We start from the raw sequence: 19,782 nt of genomic DNA, 5'->3' as shown, positions 1-19,782 counted from the left end.
GACTCAGCATGCGCATGAGGGGGCGGTCAGAGCCAATTGAGAATGAGAAATTCCCTTTGGTCCGGTTTTTTCGGCGCAACGCCGTCAGGAATCCGCCTCCCTCAAGCGTCGGCGCGTCTTTGTCATGGCATGAACGGAGTTTATGACGATGCCGCGCTCTTGACTGTGCCGGGGATTTCGCAGAAACATTGTTCATGGTCGAAACGGACACTCACATTGTTGCCCGGTTGGCCGGCATCCCCAAGGCGGGGTGCCGGGATGTCGACCACGCACGCTGAACATGCGGATCGCCAACCCTGACCTCGTCGCTCGCGGACGAGGTCTTTCGGCTTTGAAACGTGCCTCGTCCTCCCGTCCCTGCGGAGATGAACATGGCGCAGAATATCTACGATAATCCCGATTTCTTCTCTGGCTACAGCCAGTTGCCTCGGCAGGTACATGGGCTGGACGGCGCACCCGAGTGGCCGATAATCCGGGCCATGCTGCCTGCGTTGATCGGCAAGCGCGTGGCCGACCTGGGCTGCGGCTTCGGATGGGTCTCACGCTGGATGCGCGCGCAGGGCGCGGTCTCGGTGCTTGGCCTCGATCTGTCGGAGAACATGATCGCACGTGCCAAGGCCGATACCCAGGACCCCGCCATTGAGTATCGAATCGCCGATCTCGAGACGCTGGAACTTCCCGCGGCGGCTTTCGACATCGTCTTCAGTGCGCTGACCTTTCATTATATCAAGGACTTCCAGCGCCTCACGCGCATGATCCACAAGACATTGGTTTTCGGCGGAGATCTGGTCTTCACGATTGAGCATCCGATCTTCATGGCTGCGGCACATCCTCATTGGATCGCCGATGAAGACGGCCGTAAAACTTGGCCAGTCAACGGCTATTCGGTCGAGGGCGAGCGACACACGGACTGGTTCACGAAGGGCGTGCTGAAGTATCACCGGACACTCGGCACAACGCTCAACACGCTGATCGCTGCCGGCTTCAAACTGCACCGGGTCGAGGAATTCGCTCCGACGCGCGAACAGATTGAGCATTCGCCTGAACTGGCCGAAGAGCTGGAGCGGCCGATGATGCTCCTAGTCTCGGCTCGAAAGACAGAATCGCGTTGAGAGTCTAGCTGGTCGTGCTGCTAGAACGGACGGCTCGCGACTGCCTGCTCCCCCTGCTAAGCGGAAGGTCCGACATTGGTTTCCGAACACCTATCTGTGACGGCAAGGTTTTCATTCCGAGATCGGCAAGCGATCTCTGGCGGTTGAGCAGGCTTGGCAATCTTCCCCTTGCGGAATATGTGAACGTCGTATAAACCTATACGACGTTCACTTTTTTTGGGGGCTTGTCCATGTCGGGACTGCGCGAACGCAAGCGCATGCAGACCCTGGACCATATCGCGCGCATCGCCTTCGCGCTGTTCGAGCAGCATGGCTACGAGGCCGTGACGATGGAGCAGATTGCAGGCGAGGCTCAGGTCGCTAAGGGGACCCTGTATCGATATTTCCCAGTCAAAGAGGCGGTGCTGGCACACTGGTTCCACGCCGAGCTCGCTCATGACATGCAGTCTTTCTCGCCGCCCCTTTTGACCGAGGGTGGCTTTGCGCAGGGCGTGACCGTGCTGCTGCATGCGTCGGCGCAGTGGTGCGAGACGCATCGGACCTACTTGCCTCCATACCTGCGCCATCGCTTTCTTGCCATCGGCTCGCCCCAGCCGGAACCGGCCGGAGTGACACGCAGCGATATCGTGGACGCGTTCGAGGCGCTGGTGCAGAGGGGGCAAGGCAGCGGTGAGTTGCGCACGGACATGTCTTCCCGACAGTTGGCGGCGTCGTTTCACCATTTGTATCTCGCCGCCATGCTGCGTTGGCTGAACCAGCCCGAGCTGGTGCTGCAAACCGAATTCGAGGCGGTGGTGGCGCTGTTCCTGCAAGGCGCGACTGCCCGACATGGCGCGCCATGATCGAACCGGACGATGCCATGAAGCTTGTCGTGATCACGTATGGCACGGAGGGCGACACCCGCCCCCTGGTCGCGCTGTGCCGAGCTCTGATGGACGCCGGGCACCGGGTGCAACTGCTGGCGGACCGAAATACCTTGTCCACTGCGCATGCCCTTGGTGTGCCCGCTACTGCGCTGGCGGGTGACATCCGCGGCACGCTCGACGCCGACAACGCGATCGGCAAGGTGGTGGCCGACGGCCATTCGCCGGGGCGAGCCGCGCGGGCGCTGGCAGGCATCGCGAACGCGCATGCGCAGGCCTGGCTGAAGGCGCTGGTGGAGGCTGGGCAAGGTTGCGACGGGGTCGTGATTTCCGGATTGGCAGGGTTTGTCGGCCTATCGGCGGCGGAGGCGCTGCGGGTGCCGGCGATAGGGACGGGAATGATCCCGTTGACGGCGACGGCGGAGTTCGCTCATCCGTTCCTTCCCCCGCGCTTGGTGCCGCGATGGCTGCGCCGTGCCAGCCATGAATTCGTCAATGGCATGCTGTGGCGCGCCTTCCGCGCAGCCACCAACTGTGCAAGGGCGTCGGTTTGTGGGCTGCCGCCGCAGCGTACCTTATGGAAAGGGCATCCGATGCTGTACGGCGTGTCGCCGACGCTGATGCCGCAGCCGGCGGATTGGCCCGGGTATGCGATGGTGTGCGGGCAGTGGGTGCATGAGACTCAAGATGTGACGCCGCCGGCGGGGCTGGCTGATTTTCTCGCTCAAGGCGAAGCGCCGGTCTATGTCGGCTTCGGTAGCATGATGGGATTTAATCCTACTCAGGCTCGAGAAGCCATTGTTGGCGCGCTGGCGGGACGCCGTGCGGTGTTCCAACCCGGGTGGAGCGGGATCGAGACCAGCGGGCTTCCCGACCATATTTTTGTGGTGGGCGAAACGCCGCACCAGTGGTTGTTCCCCAGAATGTCGGCGGTAGTCCATCACGGTGGCTCCGGTACCAGCCACTCCGCGGCACGCGCTGGAGTGCCGGCAGTGGTCGTGCCGTTCGCCGGGGACCAGCCATTCTGGGCCGATCGTCTGTGGCGGCTTGGCGTGGCGCCCGAACCTGTCCCGGCACGACAGTTGAACGTACAACGGCTACGGCGGGCCATCGATGCGGCCCAGGACGCGAGGATGCGTGCGAAGGCCCGTGAAGTGGGTGAGCGAATGCGCGCGGAGCGCGGCTTGGCTGTGGCGGTGAACAAGATCGAGCGCTTGCTATCGCGCACGTAGCGCCGGCTGGGACGCGCGCTGTGAACAAGATCTAAGACGCATTTCATTAACACGGGATGTTGCGCTTGCACAACCATATCATCTCAATTCTCGCAGAACCGCTTTCCACAATGGAAACCTAACAGTTAACGAATGATCATCGGAGAAAAACCATGCAAATCCGTTCAGAACGTCCTGAAGATACGGATGCAATCCGAAGCCTGACAACCGCAGCATTCAGGGATATGCTCTATAGCAGTCAGACTGAGGCTATGATTGTCGATGCTCTGAGGGACGCTGGCGCATTGACTATTTCGTTAGTTGCCGTCCAAGACGGTGACTTAGTCGGTCATGTCGCCTTTTCCCCTGTTACAATCAGCGATGGGTCGAACGGATGGTATGGCCTGGGCCCAGTCTCCGTTCGACCGGATCAGTAACGGAAAGGCATTGGCCTAGCACTGATCCACGAAGGTTTGGATCGTCTCCAGCACATCGGGGCGCAAGGGTGCGTGGTGCTCGGAGACCCTGGTTATTACAGCCGGTTCGGGTTCAGGAACGACCCCCACCTTCGGTATGCCGATGCCCCACCGGAGTACTTCCAATGCTTGGGATTCACAGCAACTTTTCCAAGAGGCGAGGCTTCCTATCATCCCGGCTTCGGTGCGAGTTAGTACTCTGACACATTCAGAAGATTCACAGCAAAGCCAAGGTACGGCTGCACCTTCCGAATGCTTCTGAGTACTATGGAGGCAACGTCAATGAGGTCGTCGGCCGCTCCGTTCACCTGCTTACCGAGGCGGCCGTCCTCATCGTCACAAACCACTCAATGCGTTTTGGAAACATGGGGTAACCGCGGGTGGCTGTTCTCCTAGTAGCCTGCGCCGGACGGAGCTTTACGTATATAGAACGATACGAGCCGTCTGGTTCAGTCCTCCAGGCGTCGGTCACCACACCGGCCCGTCGAGTATTCACTAAGCGCGAGTGCTGGAGCCGCTCTTCATAGAAGAACCAGCGAATGATACAATAGGCGCCATGCCAAAACACCCAATCGAATACCTGCGCGCGATATGCCTTGCTCTCCCAGAAGCGGTGGAGAAGGAGGCATGGGGCGATCCGACCTTTCGGGTGCACGACAGGATCTTCGCGATGGAGAAGCGTGGTGACGGGCGCATCTCGCTCTGGTGCAAGGCCCCGCCGGGGAGCCAAATGATACTGGTCGGTGTCGATCCGGACCGCTTCTTCGTGCCGCCCTATGTTGGGCACAAAGGCTGGATCGGCGTTCAGCTCGACAGTCATCCAGACTGGGGCGAGATAGCTGCGCTGGTCAGACGGAGTTACCGGCTGGTTGCGCCGAAGCGCTTAACGGCGCTGATTGAATGACGGAACGGGGTCAGACGGCGGAAGCAGACTCCGTCTTCGACGCCCGGCCCTAGCGTCGCCCGGCGACCCCTCCATGTTTAAGGGATGGTTTTCAGAACGCGCTGAGGCGGTTGGCGACGATGAAGATATCCGCCGCGGTGAGAAGCGCGAGTATGATCCGCGCCAACCTGTCGTGTCGTCGATCCAAGCGTTTGTTCGCCAGCAGCCAAGCGCAGCCGTGCTCGACGACGCATCGGACCTTGCGGAGCACCGAGCCGTGGGGCTCGCCGACCTTTTGCGGATGTGCGGCTGGACTCCGTCGCGCAAGCAGAGCCAGCGGTTGTTGGCGCTGTCGTAACCCGCGGCCGCGTAGAGCCTGCCGATGGCGGCGCAGACGACCTGGGCCAAGCGCAGCAAGTCGGGGAAGAGCATGGTGTCATGCACACGTTGGCGGGTGAAGGGATGACCGCCAGCGGCAGACCGTCGGTCGAGACGACCACGTGGTACTTGGTCCCGGGCTTGCCGCGGTCGGTCGGGTTCGGGCCGGTCAGCTCGCCGCCCCGCTTGGCCCGCACCGAACAGCTGTCCACCACGACATCCCATGCGGCGGCGTCGGGGGCCGGAGCGCGCCATGCGGACGAGGACGGCATGGACCCGGCGCAGCACCGCCGTCGTGTGCCACTCGTCCAGGCGGCGGCGCAGGGTGGAACCCGAGGCGCGCCCATCTGTGGCCTTCAGTTCCCGCCATTGGACGCCCTCGCGCAGAAAGAAGCCGAGCGTCCGGATCACCTCCGACGTCGGCACCGGTGGGCGCCCTGGACCAGGGTGCCGGTTCTCGATCCGGTCGATGATGTCGGCCACCAGCTCTACCGCCTGCGATTGCATGTCCACTCCCATGACAAAGGCACGAGAACCAGCAGGCGGTTACCTGATCGCGCTCGCAGTCAAACCGCGGAGAGTTCTGGAAACCGGGCCTTAATCTCTATGCGCTTTTGGCCGTCGCCCGGCGTCGGCGTCGCAAGCGCATGGGGCGCAAACCACGCAACAGTCCGATCCCCGCTGAGCGCTCAATCGCCAATCGTCCGGCCGAGGTGGAGACCCGGCAGAGTTTCGGGCACTGGGAATGTGACTTGGTGATCTTCAGCCCTCAGTTCGGCAAATCCAACATCACGTCTCTTCAGGATCGTCAGAGCCGATACCACATCCTCATTGCCAATGAGGATCGCCGCTCAGCCGAGGTGATTAGCCGGATCGCAACGGTGCTTGGCAAATTTCCACATCATGCATGCCGGACCATTACTTTTGACCAGGGAACGGAGTTCCTATCATACAAAAGCCTATCGTTGGACAGTTATTTTTGCAATCCGCACAGCCCCTGGCAAAAGGGTGGTGTTGAGAATGCCAACGGACGTTTGCGGAGATATTTGCCTCTGGGCGTCCCCGTAGCGGAGCGCAATGGCTCAGCACTTGCCGCCCTCGCGAAGCGGCTCAACGATACGCCACGCTGCTGCCTTGACTACAGGACGCCAGCCGAAGTCTTTGCGGCCAATCTGGCGGCTTCGAAGATGGAGCGGTGAATACCAGCTACGCCTGAGCGCCATGAGAGGCCGTGAAACCAGCAGACCTCCCCTGCCCCGCCGCTCGCACCGGTGGGTCCACAGGCTTGATCCGCCATCGCGATGGCGGCGCGCGGATCAAGCCTATGGACTCCCGGTACGAGCTCTCCTCTCCCAACATGATGGCTAAAAAGCTGGACACCCGATCAACAAAAACGTGTTGTCGCACTTCAGCTTGATTCCGCGGGCGGCGCACCGCACAGCGGCTCCGGGGCTTGACCGCACTGCCGAGCCGAACCCGAACGCATCCATGCCAGATATGCCGAAGAAGGCTGGCAACCAGGAAGCTCGCCCAAGCCGAAGCCACTGCCACTGACAGTCCTACTTTGCGCAAACCACTGACACTTCCACCCGGTTGCAACATGACGTGTAAATCCAACACCAACTGTCACGAACGCCGGGGACTCATTCGAACGGGGGCGTTAATTCTCGGTGGTTGGGGGCGCAACCACCGAGAATTAACGTTGCCTGTAGCGAAGATTTGATCGGATCTTGCCCTCTACGATCTGATTTGCGCCACCAATCGCAGCAGGAGGCGGAGCGAGTATCGCGTAGCACTTCGGCAGATAGCCGCGCGCCCCGGTCATAGGGCCGCATCCCACTCTCTCCTCATGCCATGGTGATACCGGCATCATGAAGTCTACCGATCTCCGCGGAAGGCAAACCCAGCAGATCGGCCAGCACCGCTTCGGTGTCCTGTCCCAGCCGGGGCGCCGGACGATGATCGGTGCGCTCGCCCAGACCGGGAAAACCGAGCGGCGATCCCGGAACCAGCAGCGACCCGACGCCGGGTTGGTCGATTTCGCGGAACAACGGGTTAGCGATGGAGCAACGTGCGTCTTCCGCAACGAGCTGGCCGAAATCGCGGTATGGGCCCCACAGCACCCCCGTACCGGTGAACGCGCCTTCCACCTCCGCCAAGGTGCGCGCGGCGAACCAAGGGGCGAGCACGGCGGAGATTGCATCCCGGGCCAGAAAGCGCCCGCCCTCATCATCCATGTCCACGCCCATCAGTGGGCCGATCATCGCCAGCCTGTCTCCAAGCCCAGTCGCCTTGCCGAGCGCTTTCCACTGGCGGTTGGAAATGGCGACGACCATCGCCCGCCGTCCATCGGCGGTGGCGAAATCCCGGCCATAGGCGCCATACAGGTCATTGCCCATCGGCGGACGCACGGCGCCGTTCACCCGCACGTCGGCGAGGTAGCCGAGATTGCCGACGGTCGCCAGCATCACGTCGGCCAGCGCCACCGTCACCTCCTGCCCCCGGCCCGTGCGGCGGCGATGCCGTTCGGCCGCAAGCAGCCCGGTGGCGAGATAGAGGCCGGCCGCCACATCCCAGGCCGGCAGCACATGGTTTACCGGCTCCCCTCCCCGGCCGGTCGCCATCGGGAATCCGCCAGCGCAGTTGACGGTGTAATCGACCGCCGCCGATCCGTCGGGATTGCCGGTCAGCCGCAGCATGATCAGGTCCTCGCGCTTGGCGGAAAGCGCCTCATACCCCATCCAGCCGCTGGCCGGCAGGTTGGTCAGCAGAAAGCCGGCATCCTCGCCCGACGCGGTGATGATGGCCTGGGCGATTTCCCGCCCCTCCGGCTTGTCGAGCGCCAGGGCGACCGACCGCTTCGCCTTGTTGAGAGCCGTCCAATAGAGGCTGGTGCCGTTGGGCGCCAGCGGCCAGCGCCGGTAGTCGATGTTGCCGCCGATGGGATCAATGCGGATCACCTCCGCGCCCAATTGGGCCAGCGTCATGCCGCCCAGTGGAGCTGCGACGAAGGCCGACACCTCGACGATGCGCAGATCGGAAAGTAGCGAGGACATGGCAAGGGGATCCGCTTCGCAGGAATGAGATTGAAGGGATTAGCGCAGGGAAGGGGCGCAGATGCGCCCCGGCCTTACACGCACCGCCCGCCGTCGACCTCCAGCACCACGCCGGTGATGAAGGAGGCCTCGTCGGAGGCGAGATACAGCGCAGCATTGGCGACGTCGGACGGTCGGCCCAGGCGGCCGAGCGGGACGATGCCCATCATGGCCGCCCGCTTCTCCGGGGTATCGCCGCCCATGAAGGTGGCGAGCAGCGGCGTTTCGGTGGCGACCGGAGCCAGCGCGCAGACCCGAATGTTGTCGGGTGCCAGCTCCAGCGCCAGCGACTGGGTGATGTTGTGCACCGCGCCCTTTGTCGCGTTGTACCACACCAGCCCCGGACGCGGGCGCAGCCCGGCGGTGGAGCCGAGATTCAGGATGACGCCGGACTTCTGCGCCCGCATGGTCGCCACCACCGACTTGGAATAGAGGTAGATCGACTTGACGTTCAGGGCGAAGACGCGGTCGAACTCCTCCTCGGTCACATCCTCGAACGGACCCTTGGCGTGGGTGGAACCAGCATTGTTCACCAGGATGTCGAGGCGCCCGAACTTTTCAACCGTCGCGGCGATGGTCATTTCGACATCGGCGGCCTTGGTCACGTTGGCGGCGATGCCGATGGCGGACTGGCCCAGCCGCTCCGCCACTGCGCGTGCGGCGTCGCCGTTGATGTCCACGACCGCCACGCGGGCACCCTCGCGCATGAAGGTCTCGGCCATCGCAAGGCCCAGGCCCTGCGCCGCCCCGGTAATCAGGGCGACCTTGCCGTCCAGGCGCTTCGTCATTCTCGGTTCCTCCCAAAGGTTTATGTGATGATGGGGGAGGCTATCCGGGCCGGACGGGTCGTGCTATGGACCATCCGTCATAACTGCTATCAGCGCCCAAAGCATATCAGGGTGGAAGGTGCGGAGCCGGGCGCCGTCAGGGCGCACTGTTTTCCCCCGCGCTGCCGGGAGCGACGACCTTGCCCTTCAGCACGCCATTGGCGACGCATTTGACGACTTCGGCATGGATCAGCCGCAGCAGGGCGCGCGTCGCCTTCGACACCGGCTGATGCAGCGGTGTCGCGGTGACCAGCATGGCATGCATGTCCTTCGACGTGATCTCGCGCGCGACCAGCCGGCCCTGGTGCACCTCCCGGTGGACGGCGCCGAAGGGGAGAATGGTCGATCCCATTCCCTCCTCCACCAGCTGCTTGATGGCGGTGACGGAATCGATCTCCATATCGACCAGCAGATTGATATCGGCACGACGAACCGCCGCGTCCACCACGCGACGCAGCCCGTTTTCCAGACCGGGCAGCACGAAGTGCAGATCGCCCAACATCTCCACCCCGACTGGCCCGTCGTCGCCGGCCTCCGCCTCCTTCGCGGACTGGACCAGAAGCAGGTTTTCCACCAGCAGGGGCGACGACAGCATGCTGCGTCCGCGCCGCGCGTCGTAGAGAACGGCGAGATCGAGCCTCCCGCCCTCCACCCACTCCAGCAACGTGCCGCTGAACACCTCGTGGATGCGCAACGTGGCGTCCGGATAATTTTGGTGGAAGCGGCGGGCGAGCGGGGCGCCCAGCGTGGCGCAGATCGACGGCGGAAGCCCCAGCGTGACCGATCCGGTCAGCCGTTCCGACTGGTCCTGGATTTCCTCCTTGATCTCGCTGAGCGCTCCCAGCAGGTGGCGCACCACGTCGTAGAGCTTGCGCCCCTGCTGGGTCAACGAAACGCCGCGGCCATGGCGATAGAACAGGCTGGTGCGCAGCTCGTGTTCCAGCTTCTGGACCTGCCGGCTCAGCGCCGGCTGGGTGATACCCAGCTTGACCGATGCCTTGGAAAAGCTGCCAAGGTCGGCCACCTGAACGAAATAGCGCAGTTCCAGAAGTTCCATCGCGGGCAGCCTTGTCTTTTCGGTCCTCCCCGTCGGATAGCGAATACGCTGGTATGGCACAAGCGTAGTCGCCACAGGTCAGTTCCTCCCGGCCGGCCGGCGGTTCTCAGTTGCGGCGCGACAGCAGGCCGCGGGCGACGACCTGGGCCTGGATTTCCGCCGCACCCTCGAAGATGTTCAGGATGCGTGCATCGCACAGCACCCGGCTGACCGGATATTCGACGGCATAGCCATTGCCGCCATGGATCTGAACCGAATTGTCGGCGTTCGACCAGGCGACACGGGCGGCCAACAGCTTCGCCATGCCCGCCTCGATGTCGCAGCGGCGGTCGCCGTCCTTCTCGCGCGCGGCGAAATAGGTCAGCTGGCGGGCGATCATCGTTTCCACCGCCATCCAGGCCAGCTTGCCGGCGACGCGTGGGAAGGCGGCGAGCGGACGGCCGAACTGGACGCGCTCCTGTGCATAGCGCAGGCCGAGTTCCATTGCGTTCTGCGCCACGCCGACGGCACGGGCGGCTGTCTGCACACGGGCGGATTCAAAGGTCGCCATCAGCTGCTTGAACCCTTGGCCCTCGACGCCGCCCAGCAGGTTTTCGCGTGGAACGGCGAAACCGTCGAAGCCGATCTCGTATTCCTTCATGCCGCGATATCCCAGCACCGGGATCTCGCCGCCACTCATGCCCTCGGCCGGGAACGGGTCTGCCTCGGTGCCGCGCGGCTTTTCGGCCAGCAGCATTGACAGGCCGCGGTAGCCGGGAGCGTCTGGGTCGGTGCGCACCAGCAGCGTCATCAGATCCGACCGGCTGCCGTGGGTGATCCAGGTCTTCGCCCCGGTGACGCGATAGGTGTCGCCATCCAGCACCGCACGGGTGCGCAGGCTTCCCAGGTCGGAGCCGGTGTTGGGTTCGGTGAATACGGCGGTTGGCAGGATCTCGCCCGACGCGATGCGCGGCAGCCAGCGCTCGCGCTGCTCGGCCGTGCCGCCCATGCGGATCAGTTCGGCCGCGATCTCCGCACGGGTGCCGAGCGAGCCAACGCCGATATAACCACGCGACAGCTCCTCCGTCACCACACACATGGCGAGCTTGCCCATGCCCAGCCCGCCATCTTCCTCCGGCACGGTCAGGCCGAACACGCCCATTTCAGCCATCTGCTCGACGACCTCGAGCGGGATCAGCTCGTCCTTCAGATGCCAGTCGTGGGCATGAGGCTCCACCGCGTCGGCGACGAAGCGACGGAACTGGTCGCGCACCATGTCCAGCGCCTCATCCTCCAGCGCCGCCTCGCCGAAGCCGCCGCCATGCAGCGCATCGGCCAGCAGCTCGGCGATGCGCAGCCGCAGGCCAGACGCGTTGCCGGCGGCCATCAGCCGGCGCACCGCGTCTGTGCGGAAGGCGTCCCGCTCCTCCTCGCCCAGGGCGAAGTCGGCCGGCCGGACGATCTCGCCCTGGCTCATCGCCAAGCCGCCATCGAGTTGGGCCAGATACTCGCCGAACGCCGCCTGGAGCATGGTCGCTTCCAGTTCGCCCAGCCGGCCGGCGCGGTCCAGCCGCTCCGCCCAGCCCCGCATCTGGCGCAGCGCCTCGGCATAGGTGGCGACCCAGGCGAAACCATGCGCCGCCACCTGATGGCGATCAAGCAGGGCTGCATCCACGCGGCCCTCCGGCGCCACCAGCGCCGCGACGCCGCGCTCAGCCGCCTCGGCCAGCCGCGCCACCGCGTCGAGCGCCGAAGCCGTGGCCTGCAACAGGTCGGGAAGCAGAAGCGGACGGGCTTCGGACGGGCTGTCGGTGCTCAAGGTGGAAGACATCGGCGTGTTTCCCCGGTGTTCGTTGTACGATGTTTGCTATCCGGTCCGGCCATCTCTGGAGACGGCCGGGTCGTCACTCCGCCGCCGCTTTCCCGCGGGATGGCGGAGAGGCGGCATTTGCAGCAGCGACAATTCCAGCGAAAGCCTGTTCGACCAACCGGCGCTGATCGGCGTCATGGTCGCCGTGAAAGCTGCCGGCGGGAGAGGCCGCCTCGGCGCGGGCCACGCAGGCGACGCGCGGCTCGACGCAGCCGGCCGCTTCCCGCAAGGCCTCCAGCCGGCGGTCGAGGTAGGTCCAGGCGCCCAGATTGACCGGCTCCTCCTGCGCCCACAGGCAGGATGCGTCCGGCCAGCGGCGGAACAGCGCCGACAGTTCGGCTTCGGGCAGAGGATACAGCATCTCCAGCCGCACCACCGCGACATCCTCGGTTCCCAGGGCTGCCCGTTCACGCTCCAACTCGTATGCCAGCTTGCCGCTGCATAGCAGGATGCGGCGAACCTGTTCCCCGGCAGTGACGACGATCGGCTGGAACCCGGTCCCGGGCGCGAGTTCGGCCAGCGCCGACACCGCGGCCGGCAGGCGCAGCAGGGTCTTCGGGCTCAGCACCACCAGCGGCTTGCGGTCGCGCCGCAACACCTGCCGCCGCAGCAGGTGGAAGTAGTTCGCCGGAGTGGACGGATGGGCGATGCGGATGTTGTCACGTGCCGCCATCTGGAGGAAGCGTTCCGGCCGGGCGGAGGAGTGCTCCGGCCCCTGCCCTTCTAAGCCATGCGGCAGCAGGATGACGAGACCGGAGGGCTGGCGCCATTTGTCCTCGGCGCTGACGATGAACTGGTCGATCAGGACCTGGGCGCCGTTGGCGAAATCGCCGAACTGTGCCTCCCAGATCACCAGCGCGTCGGGCCGCTCCAGGCTGTAGCCGTATTCGAAGCCAAGCACGGCATATTCCGACAGCGGGCTGTTGACCACGTCGAAGCGTGCCTGCGGGACGCCCAAATGGTTGAGGCTGACCTGGCGGCGCCCAGTGACGGCATCGGTCAGCGCGAAATGCCGGTGAGAGAAGGCGCCCCGCACAACGTCCTGGCCGGTCAGCCGCACCGGCGTTCCATCCGTCAGCAGCGTGGCGAAGGCCAGCGCCTCGGCGGTCGCCCAGTCCAGCGGCTCCTCGGCGCGGCGACGGATGACGCGCTCGACCTTTCGGTCGACCGCCAATTCGTTCGGAATGGCGGCCAGTGCCGCAAGCAAGCTTCGCAGCCGGTCGGCGGCGATACCGGTGTCCGGTTCGATGGATGCCGAGCCGTTCGGAGCGAAAGGCGCCCAGCGGCCTCCGGGGAACCCGTCATGGTTCGGCCGGTGGTCGGCGGCGGCGGCAAGCGCCTCCTGGAAGTGGGCCTTGTGCCCGGCGGCCAGACCCTCCACCGCGCCGTCGCCGACGACGCCTTCCGCCACCAGTCGCTTTGCATAGAGCGCGCGCGCCGGCGGGTGTGTGTCGATCGCCGTGTAGTCCAGCGGCTGGGTGAAGCGCGGCTCGTCGATCTCGTTGTGACCGTTCCGGCGGTAGCCGACGAGGTCGATCACCGCGTCGCGCCCATGCGTCTGCCGGAAGGCGACGGCAAGATCGGCGGCCCGCAGCGCCGCGTCGGGATCGTCGGCATTGACGTGCAGGATGGGGCTGTCCACCGCCTTCCAAAGTCCGGTGCAGTGAAGTGAGGTCCGCGCCTCGTCACGTTCGGTGGTGAAGCCGATCTGGTTGTTGACGACGATATGGATGGTGCCGGCGACAGTGAAGCCGGCGACGCCGGACAGCTGCAGCGCCTCGGTCACGCTGCCCTGCCCGATTACGCTGCCGTCGGTGTGCAGCAGCACGCACAGAACCCGGCGCGCTTCGCCACCCTGCTCGCGGGCCAGATCCTGGCGCGCCCGCGCCCGGCCCAGGGTGACGGGATTGATCGCCTCCAGATGCGACGGGTTGGGCGACAGGGTCAGCGCAAGCGTCCGGTCGTCGAAGGACAGGCTGCTTTCCACCCCCATGTGATAGGGGACGTCGGCGGGAACCGGCGGATCGGCCAGGAACGGGTGCATGCCCTTGATGCCCGCGAACAGCTCGACCAGGGGCTTGCCCAGCACATTGGCCATCAGGCTGAGCCGGCCGCGGTGCATGGTCCCGACCTGAACCTCGGTGACGCCCGCCGCCGCCGCCGCCGCGAGGATGCGGTCCAGCAGCGGGATCAACGTCTCCATCCCCTCCGCGCCGAAGCGCTTCTTGGTCGGATAGCGGGTGCCGAGCAGCCTTTCGAATTCCTCCGCCGCGCTCAGCAGCGACAGCGCCCGGCGACGCACCTCGGCCGGCGGGAGGGTGTCGGCACCCTCATAGGCGTCGCGCAGCCAGGACCGCAGCACCGGATCGTCGATATGGGCGGTCTCAAGCGTCAGAGTGCCCTGATAGAGCCGGCGCAGCCTTGCGGTCTCCGCATCCTCGGACGCCATCCGAGCGGGCGGAGCGGTACGGCCCAGCGGATCGAGAGCGGCGGCGGCATGACCGCGCTGGCGGATTTCCTCATGCAGCAACACCAGCGGATCGGAGAGCGGAGCACCGGACGCCGGGGTGGCGGCGCCGAGTTCGTCCAGAATCTGGAAGACGGCTCGCCAGCTCACATCCACCGACGCTGGATCGTCGCGGAAGCGTTCCTGCAACGCTTCGAGATAGGCAGCCCCGGCGGCGTTGAGCGGAGAGGACGGCCTAGACATGGCGCACACCGTTCATGCGGTTGAACATCCGTCGTTTGAGGCGGTTGGGAACAGTCCGCCACAGACTATCGACCGGCCGGCCATCGCGGAGCGCACGGCGTGCCTGTAACAGATATTCATTGCGGGCATAGCAAACCGTTTGCTGGCGCAGCCGTTTCACCGTGCCTCACTGGGTTTGAGCAAAACAGTTGGCATTCCTGAAGGCTTGCCTGGCTTATGGCTGGTATGCCCACGAAACACATTCCGCTGTGCTAACGCTTGCTCCACTGTCAGGGTCACCACATCGTCCCTGGCCGTTCCCAGAAAATCCTCAGCGATATGCGGAACACAAGCCAACACCCATGAACCTCGCGCCAAGGAGAGGCCGCGCCTACCGCCAGATGTTCGAAAGCAGGATGCCTGTCCAACTGGATGCATATGGCCCTGTAACTTGACGACACCAACGGCTCCGCCGCGTCCAATCGGCATCGCGTCGCCACACAACAAGAACTTCGGGAGGAAAAACAGCATGAAGCGCCGTCAATTCTTCAAGGGTGCCGCCGTCGCCGCCGGTGCATCCACGCTTGCGGCCCCGGCCATCGCCCAGTCGGAGCCGACGATCCGCTGGCGCTGCGTGTCCAGTTTCCCGAAAAACATCGACGTGCTCTATGGCAGCGCCGAGGTGATGGCGAAGAACGTCGCCGAGGCCACCGACGGCAAGTTCCAGATCCAGGTCTTCGCCGCCGGCGAGGTGGTCCCGGCGCTGCAGGCGCTGGATGCCGCCAGCAACGACACGGTGGAGATGTGCCACACCGCGTCCTACTACTATGTCGGCAAGGACCCGGCCTTCGCCTTCGGCTGCTGCCTGCCCTTCGGCCTGAACACCCGCCAGCAGAACGCTTGGTTTTATCACGGCGAAGGCGGCAAACTGCTGGAGGAGTTCTATGCCGGCTACAACCTGAAGGCGCTGGCCGGCGGCAACACCGGCGCCCAGATGGGCGGCTGGTTCCGCAGCGAGATCAAGAGCGTCGAAGACCTGAAGGGGCTGAAGTTCCGTATCTCGGGCCTGGGCGGCCAGATCCTCTCCAAGCTCGGCGTGGTGGCGCAGCAGATCGGCGGCGGCGACATCTACCCGGCGCTGGAGCGCGGCACCATCGATGCCGCCGAGTTCAACGGCCCCTACGACGACGAGAAGCTCGGCCTCTACAAGATCGCGCCTTACTATTATTATCCGGGATGGTGGGACGGCACATCGCTCCAGCACTTCTTCATCAACACCAACCGCTGGAACAGCCTGCCGAAGCATTATCAGGCGGCGCTGACCGCTGGCGCGGCGCTCGCCAACGTCGACAGCGTGGCGCGCTACGATGTGCTGAACCCGGCGGCGCTGAAGCGCGTGGTCGCCAACGGCGCAAAGCTGCGTGCCTTCCCGCAGGATGTGCTGCAGGCCAGCCACAAGGCGGCGATGGACCTCTATGACGAACTGGCGGACAAGAACCCGGCCTTCAAGAAGCTCTATGAGAGCTACCGCCGCTTCCAGAACGACTCCAACCTGTGGCTCCAGGCATCCGATTACGCCTACGACAGCGCAACGCTCCGCCTGACCCGGCGCTGATCCGCCGCCGCTCCTTGCGATATCCCAACCGGGACCGGATGCCGGCATCGCCGCATCCGGTCCCGGCTCCGTCGCGGCCTTCGCGACCGGCCTTCCGGGAGAAGCTGCCCCCATGACGAGCCACACCCCCTCCCCTCTGATCACGGCCCTGGTCGGGGCCTGCCGGCTGGTCGATGCGGTCACCGCCCGGCTGGGCAAGGCCATATCCTGGCTGATCCTGCTGGCGATCCTGGTCTCGGCGGTCAATGCCGTCATCCGCAAGCTGTTCGACGTCAGCTCCAACTCGTGGCTGGAACTGCAATGGGTGCTGTTCGCCGCGGTGTTCCTGCTCTGTTCCCCCTGGACGCTGAAGGACGACGAACACATCCGCATCGACATCGTCAACGCGATGCTGACCAAGCGCGCGCGCGACGGCATCGACCTGTTCGGCCATATTGCCTTCCTGCTGCCCTTCAGCTTCGTGATGATGATCACCTCCTGGCCCTTCGCCATCACCTCCTTCGCCATCGAGGAACAGTCGATGAACGCGGGCGGGTTGCCGCAATGGCCGGCGAAGCTGCTGATTCCGCTCGGGTTCACCGTGCTGTTCGTCCAGGGCCTGTCGGAGCTGGTCAAGCGCGCCGCGGTCATGTCCGGACATCTGGAGAACGCGAGCCAGCGGGCCGGAGGTCATCAGGCGGCGGCCGAGGCGGAGGCCGAGCGGCTGCTCGCCGCTGAACGCGAACGGACCGCCCATCCCGACACCATTCCCAGCCGGTAGACGCGCGATGAGCACGACCTCCCCCTCCTTTTCGCCGCGCACCGTCCGGCTGTCCGTCATCTCCCTGCTGCTGCTGGCCGCCGTCGCCGTGGCGCTTTATGTGCTGCCGGTGCCGGGTGCCGGCGCGCTCGCCGAACAGGACGGCTGGCGCGGCTGGTTCGGCCACAACATGGCGCCGATCATGTTCGCCGTGCTGGTGGTCATGCTGCTGCTGGGCTATCCGGTCGCCTTCGCACTGGCCGCCAACGGCTTGCTGTTCGGCCTGATCGGCATCGAGCTGGGCCTGTTCCGACCCGATCTGTTCCAGGCGCTGCCGGAACGCGTCTACGGCACGATGAACAATGACGTGCTGCTGGCCGTGCCCTTCTTCACCTTCATGGGGCTGGTGCTGGAACGCTCCGGCATGGCAGAGGATCTGCTCGACACCATCGGACAGCTGTTCGGGTCGATCCGGGGCGGCCTCGCCTACGCCGTCATCTTCGTCGGCGCGCTGCTGGCAGCGACGACCGGGGTGGTCGCGGCTTCCGTCATCTCCATGGGCCTGATCTCGCTGCCGATCATGCTGCGCTACGGCTACGACCGCCGTCTGGCGTCGGGCATCATCGCCGCCTCGGGCACGCTGGCGCAGATCATCCCGCCGTCGCTGGTGCTGATCGTCATGGCCGACCAGCTCGGCCGCTCCGTCGGCGACATGTACGAGGCTGCCTTCATCCCCGGCTTGCTGCTGTCAGGCCTGTACGCCCTCTATGTCTTCATCGTCTCGATCATCTTCCCCAAGGCCGCCCCCGGCCTGCCGCCGGAGGCCATCGCCTACCGTGAGCCGAACGGCGCACGCGGCATCTGGCAGCTCGGCCTGCTCGCCCTGTTCTCCGGCGCGGTCGCTTATTGGGTGATGGGCCGCACCGGCGTGAAGTCCGGCGCCGACTATGTCGTGCTGCTGCTGTCCTTGACGGTGCTGGTGGCCTTCCTGGCCGCCACCTTCAACCGGACCTTCGGCGTGCAACGTCTGGTTCTGCAGGCAGCCGTCACGGCGGTGCTGACGGCGGGAGCCGCATGGCTGACGCTGAACGGCTGGACCACGCTGGCCCTGCTGGGCGATTCCGTCGCGGCGGGCGCGCTCTATGCCCTGGCGGTGGCGCTGGTGGAGCGGGCCAGCGGCCGGCGCCTGATTTCCCGGATGGCGGAGCAGGCCACCTTCGTGATGGTGCCGCCGCTGGCGCTGATCTTCCTGGTGCTCGGCACCATCTTCATCGGCCTCGCCACCCCGACCGAGGGCGGCGCCATGGGTGCCGTCGGCGCGCTGGCGCTGGCAGCGATGAAGAAGCGGCTGAGCTTCGACATGGTGCGTCAGGCCACCTATTCGACGGCGAAGCTGGCGGCCTTCGTGCTGTTCATCCTGATCGGCGCCCGGGTGTTCTCGCTGACCTTCTACGGCGTCAACGGCCATGTGTGGGTCGAGGAGCTGATGGTCTCCCTGCCCGGCGGGCAGCTGGGCTTCCTGATCGCAGTCAGCATCATGGTGTTCCTGCTGGCCTTCTTCCTCGATTTCTTCGAGCTGGCCTTCATCATCATCCCTCTGCTGGCACCGGCGGCGGACCGGCTGGGCATCGATCTGGTATGGTTCGGCATCATCCTGGCGGTGAACATGCAAACCAGCTTCATGCATCCGCCCTTCGGCTTCTCGCTGTTCTTCCTGCGGTCGGTGGCGCCGAAGCTGCCCTACATCGACCGCGTGACGAAGAAGGAGACGGCGCCGGTCCTGACCAGCCAGATCTATTGGGGCGCCGTGCCCTTCGTCGTCATCCAGCTCGTGATGGTCGGTCTGGTGATCGCCTTCCCGCAAATGGTCATGCATTACAAGTCGACTGCCGTCAAACTCGACGACAAGCAGATCGAAGAGCAGTTCCAGGGACTGGGCAACAACATGGACGACGCGCTGCCGCCTCTGGAATTCAAGTGAGACAGGAAGGAAAGACGACATGCGCATCGCCGTCGTAGGGGCCGGCGCCGTGGGCGGCGCGCTGGCGGGGTATCTCGCCGCGACCGGCCGGCACGAGCTGTCGCTGCTGGCGCGCGGCGCCCATCTGGCGGCCATCCGCGAGCGCGGACTGGCCGTCCAGACACCGAAAGGCACGCTGATCTCCCGGCCCCAGGCCAGCGACGATGCCGCCGATCTGGGTCCCCAGGACGTGGTGATCGTCACGGTCAAGGGGCACGGGCTGCCGGCGCTGGCCTCGTCCTTCCCGTCGCTCTGCGGACCGGACACGCTGGTGGTGGCGGCGCAGAACGGCATTCCCTGGTGGTATCTGCACGGCGCCGGCGACGGTGTCGCAGCGGAGCCGCTGGAGGTGGTCGATCCCGGCGGCGCCTTGTGGTCCGCCATCGGACCGGAGCGGGCCGCCGCCTGCGTGATCGAGGTGCTGCCCGCCCGCATCGTCGAACCGGGCGTCGTCGCCCACACCGCGCTGCCGGTGCTGGCCTTCGGGGCGCCACGCCCGGGCGAGCATGCCGGGAGGCTGGCGGCGCTGGCCGACAGCTTCAATGCAGCCGGCGCGACCGCCCGTCTGCCCGCCGACATCCGCGTCCCGCTGTGGAGCAAGCTGATGCTCAACATGGCGGTCGGCCCGACCAGCGTGCTGACCGGCGCCACGATGGGCGCCATGGAGCAGGCTCCCGGCATGGCTGCCGTCCAGGGCCGGCTGATGCGTGAATGCCTGGATGTGGCCCGCGCCTGGGGCGTCGACCTCCCCGACGACATCGATGAGCGGCTCAGCCGCGGCAGCGGCGTTCCCGGCCACAAGCCGTCGATGCTGCAGGATTTCGAGGCAGGGCGCAGCATGGAGATCGACCCCATCGTTACCGCCGTCCTTGAACTGGCCCGCCGCCGCAGCGTGCCGGTGCCGACAATCGAGACGCTGTGGGCGCTGACCGCCCTGAAAGAGCGGGTGGCGCGCGCCGGCTGATGCC

14 protein-coding genes and 2 pseudogenes are annotated in these 19,782 nt (G+C 65.3%); 10 read left to right on the top strand and 6 right to left on the bottom strand.

All coding sequences use genetic code 11. The annotated features are described in order from the left end of the window. The first annotated feature begins 371 nt into the window (after window positions 1-371). From TSH20_RS24050 to TSH20_RS35070, 5 genes are all read left to right on the top strand, one after another. Entirely contained in the window at window positions 372-1,112 is a 741-nt protein-coding gene (locus TSH20_RS24050; protein WP_109155797.1) for a class I SAM-dependent methyltransferase, read from the top strand. 230 nt (window positions 1,113-1,342) lie between these two features. After that, window positions 1,343-1,954: a TetR/AcrR family transcriptional regulator gene (locus TSH20_RS24045; protein WP_109155752.1), complete on the top strand. Its 612-nt coding sequence runs from the start codon at window positions 1,343-1,345 to the stop codon at window positions 1,952-1,954. Further along, window positions 1,951-3,207, top strand: a complete 1,257-nt coding sequence (locus tag TSH20_RS24040; RefSeq protein ID WP_247871138.1) for a glycosyltransferase — start codon at window positions 1,951-1,953, stop codon at window positions 3,205-3,207. The genes TSH20_RS24045 and TSH20_RS24040 overlap by 4 nt, the downstream gene beginning before the upstream one ends. Window positions 3,208-4,167: 960 nt before the next feature. After that, on the top strand, window positions 4,168-4,566 hold the full coding sequence (locus TSH20_RS24030; RefSeq protein WP_247871139.1) for an MmcQ/YjbR family DNA-binding protein: 399 nt from the start codon (window positions 4,168-4,170) through the stop codon (window positions 4,564-4,566). A gap of 73 nt (window positions 4,567-4,639) precedes the next feature. Continuing rightward, window positions 4,640-4,903: a hypothetical protein gene (locus TSH20_RS35070; RefSeq protein ID WP_158282052.1), complete on the top strand. Its 264-nt coding sequence runs from the start codon at window positions 4,640-4,642 to the stop codon at window positions 4,901-4,903. A gap of 136 nt (window positions 4,904-5,039) precedes the next feature. Here TSH20_RS35070 and TSH20_RS35805 read toward each other — a convergent pair. Then, a pseudogene (locus tag TSH20_RS35805) lies at window positions 5,040-5,135 on the bottom strand (IS5/IS1182 family transposase); the annotation flags it as partial. Between the two features lie 384 nt (window positions 5,136-5,519). On the opposite strand from TSH20_RS35805, the pseudogene TSH20_RS24020 reads away from it, so the two are divergent. Then, window positions 5,520-6,291 (top strand): annotated as a pseudogene (locus tag TSH20_RS24020) (IS30 family transposase); the annotation flags it as partial. A gap of 479 nt (window positions 6,292-6,770) precedes the next feature. On the opposite strand, the gene TSH20_RS24015 reads toward TSH20_RS24020, so the two are convergent. From TSH20_RS24015 to TSH20_RS23995, 5 genes are all read right to left on the bottom strand, one after another. After that, window positions 6,771-7,979 carry a CoA transferase gene (locus tag TSH20_RS24015; protein WP_109154264.1) on the bottom strand — a complete coding sequence of 403 codons (1,209 nt, stop codon included), beginning with the start codon at window positions 7,977-7,979 and terminating at the stop codon, window positions 6,771-6,773. Window positions 7,980-8,053: 74 nt separating this feature from the next. Beyond that, complete coding sequence (locus TSH20_RS24010) at window positions 8,054-8,806, bottom strand: glucose 1-dehydrogenase (protein ID WP_109155755.1); 753 nt, start codon at window positions 8,804-8,806, stop codon at window positions 8,054-8,056. 136 nt (window positions 8,807-8,942) lie between these two features. Beyond that, window positions 8,943-9,902, bottom strand: coding sequence for a LysR substrate-binding domain-containing protein (locus TSH20_RS24005; protein ID WP_109154266.1), 960 nt, complete (start codon window positions 9,900-9,902; stop codon window positions 8,943-8,945). Window positions 9,903-10,008: 106 nt separating this feature from the next. Continuing rightward, window positions 10,009-11,712, bottom strand: coding sequence for an acyl-CoA dehydrogenase family protein (locus TSH20_RS24000; protein WP_109155756.1), 1,704 nt, complete (start codon window positions 11,710-11,712; stop codon window positions 10,009-10,011). Between the two features lie 73 nt (window positions 11,713-11,785). Next, window positions 11,786-14,461, bottom strand: a complete 2,676-nt coding sequence (locus tag TSH20_RS23995) for a 2-oxoglutarate dehydrogenase E1 component (protein WP_109155757.1) — start codon at window positions 14,459-14,461, stop codon at window positions 11,786-11,788. Window positions 14,462-14,969: 508 nt separating this feature from the next. On the opposite strand from TSH20_RS23995, the gene TSH20_RS23990 reads away from it, so the two are divergent. The 4 genes from TSH20_RS23990 to TSH20_RS23975 all read left to right on the top strand — a co-directional run bounded on the left by TSH20_RS23990 (window position 14,970) and on the right by TSH20_RS23975 (window position 19,778). Beyond that, on the top strand, window positions 14,970-16,055 hold the full coding sequence (locus TSH20_RS23990) for a TRAP transporter substrate-binding protein (RefSeq protein ID WP_109155758.1): 1,086 nt from the start codon (window positions 14,970-14,972) through the stop codon (window positions 16,053-16,055). Between the two features lie 112 nt (window positions 16,056-16,167). Further along, window positions 16,168-16,815: a TRAP transporter small permease subunit gene (locus TSH20_RS23985; protein WP_247871140.1), complete on the top strand. Its 648-nt coding sequence runs from the start codon at window positions 16,168-16,170 to the stop codon at window positions 16,813-16,815. A 169-nt stretch (window positions 16,816-16,984) separates the two neighbouring features. Beyond that, window positions 16,985-18,775 carry a TRAP transporter large permease subunit gene (locus TSH20_RS23980; RefSeq protein WP_348770451.1) on the top strand — a complete coding sequence of 597 codons (1,791 nt, stop codon included), beginning with the start codon at window positions 16,985-16,987 and terminating at the stop codon, window positions 18,773-18,775. A 19-nt stretch (window positions 18,776-18,794) separates the two neighbouring features. Continuing rightward, on the top strand, window positions 18,795-19,778 hold the full coding sequence (locus tag TSH20_RS23975; protein ID WP_109155760.1) for a 2-dehydropantoate 2-reductase: 984 nt from the start codon (window positions 18,795-18,797) through the stop codon (window positions 19,776-19,778). Window positions 19,779-19,782: the final 4 nt, after the last annotated feature.

This window comes from Azospirillum sp. TSH20 (genome assembly GCF_003115935.1).
GTDB lineage: Bacteria > Pseudomonadota > Alphaproteobacteria > Azospirillales > Azospirillaceae > Azospirillum.
Note: the sequence above shows the minus strand (reverse complement) of the source record. Positions and strands in the feature narration are given on the sequence as shown.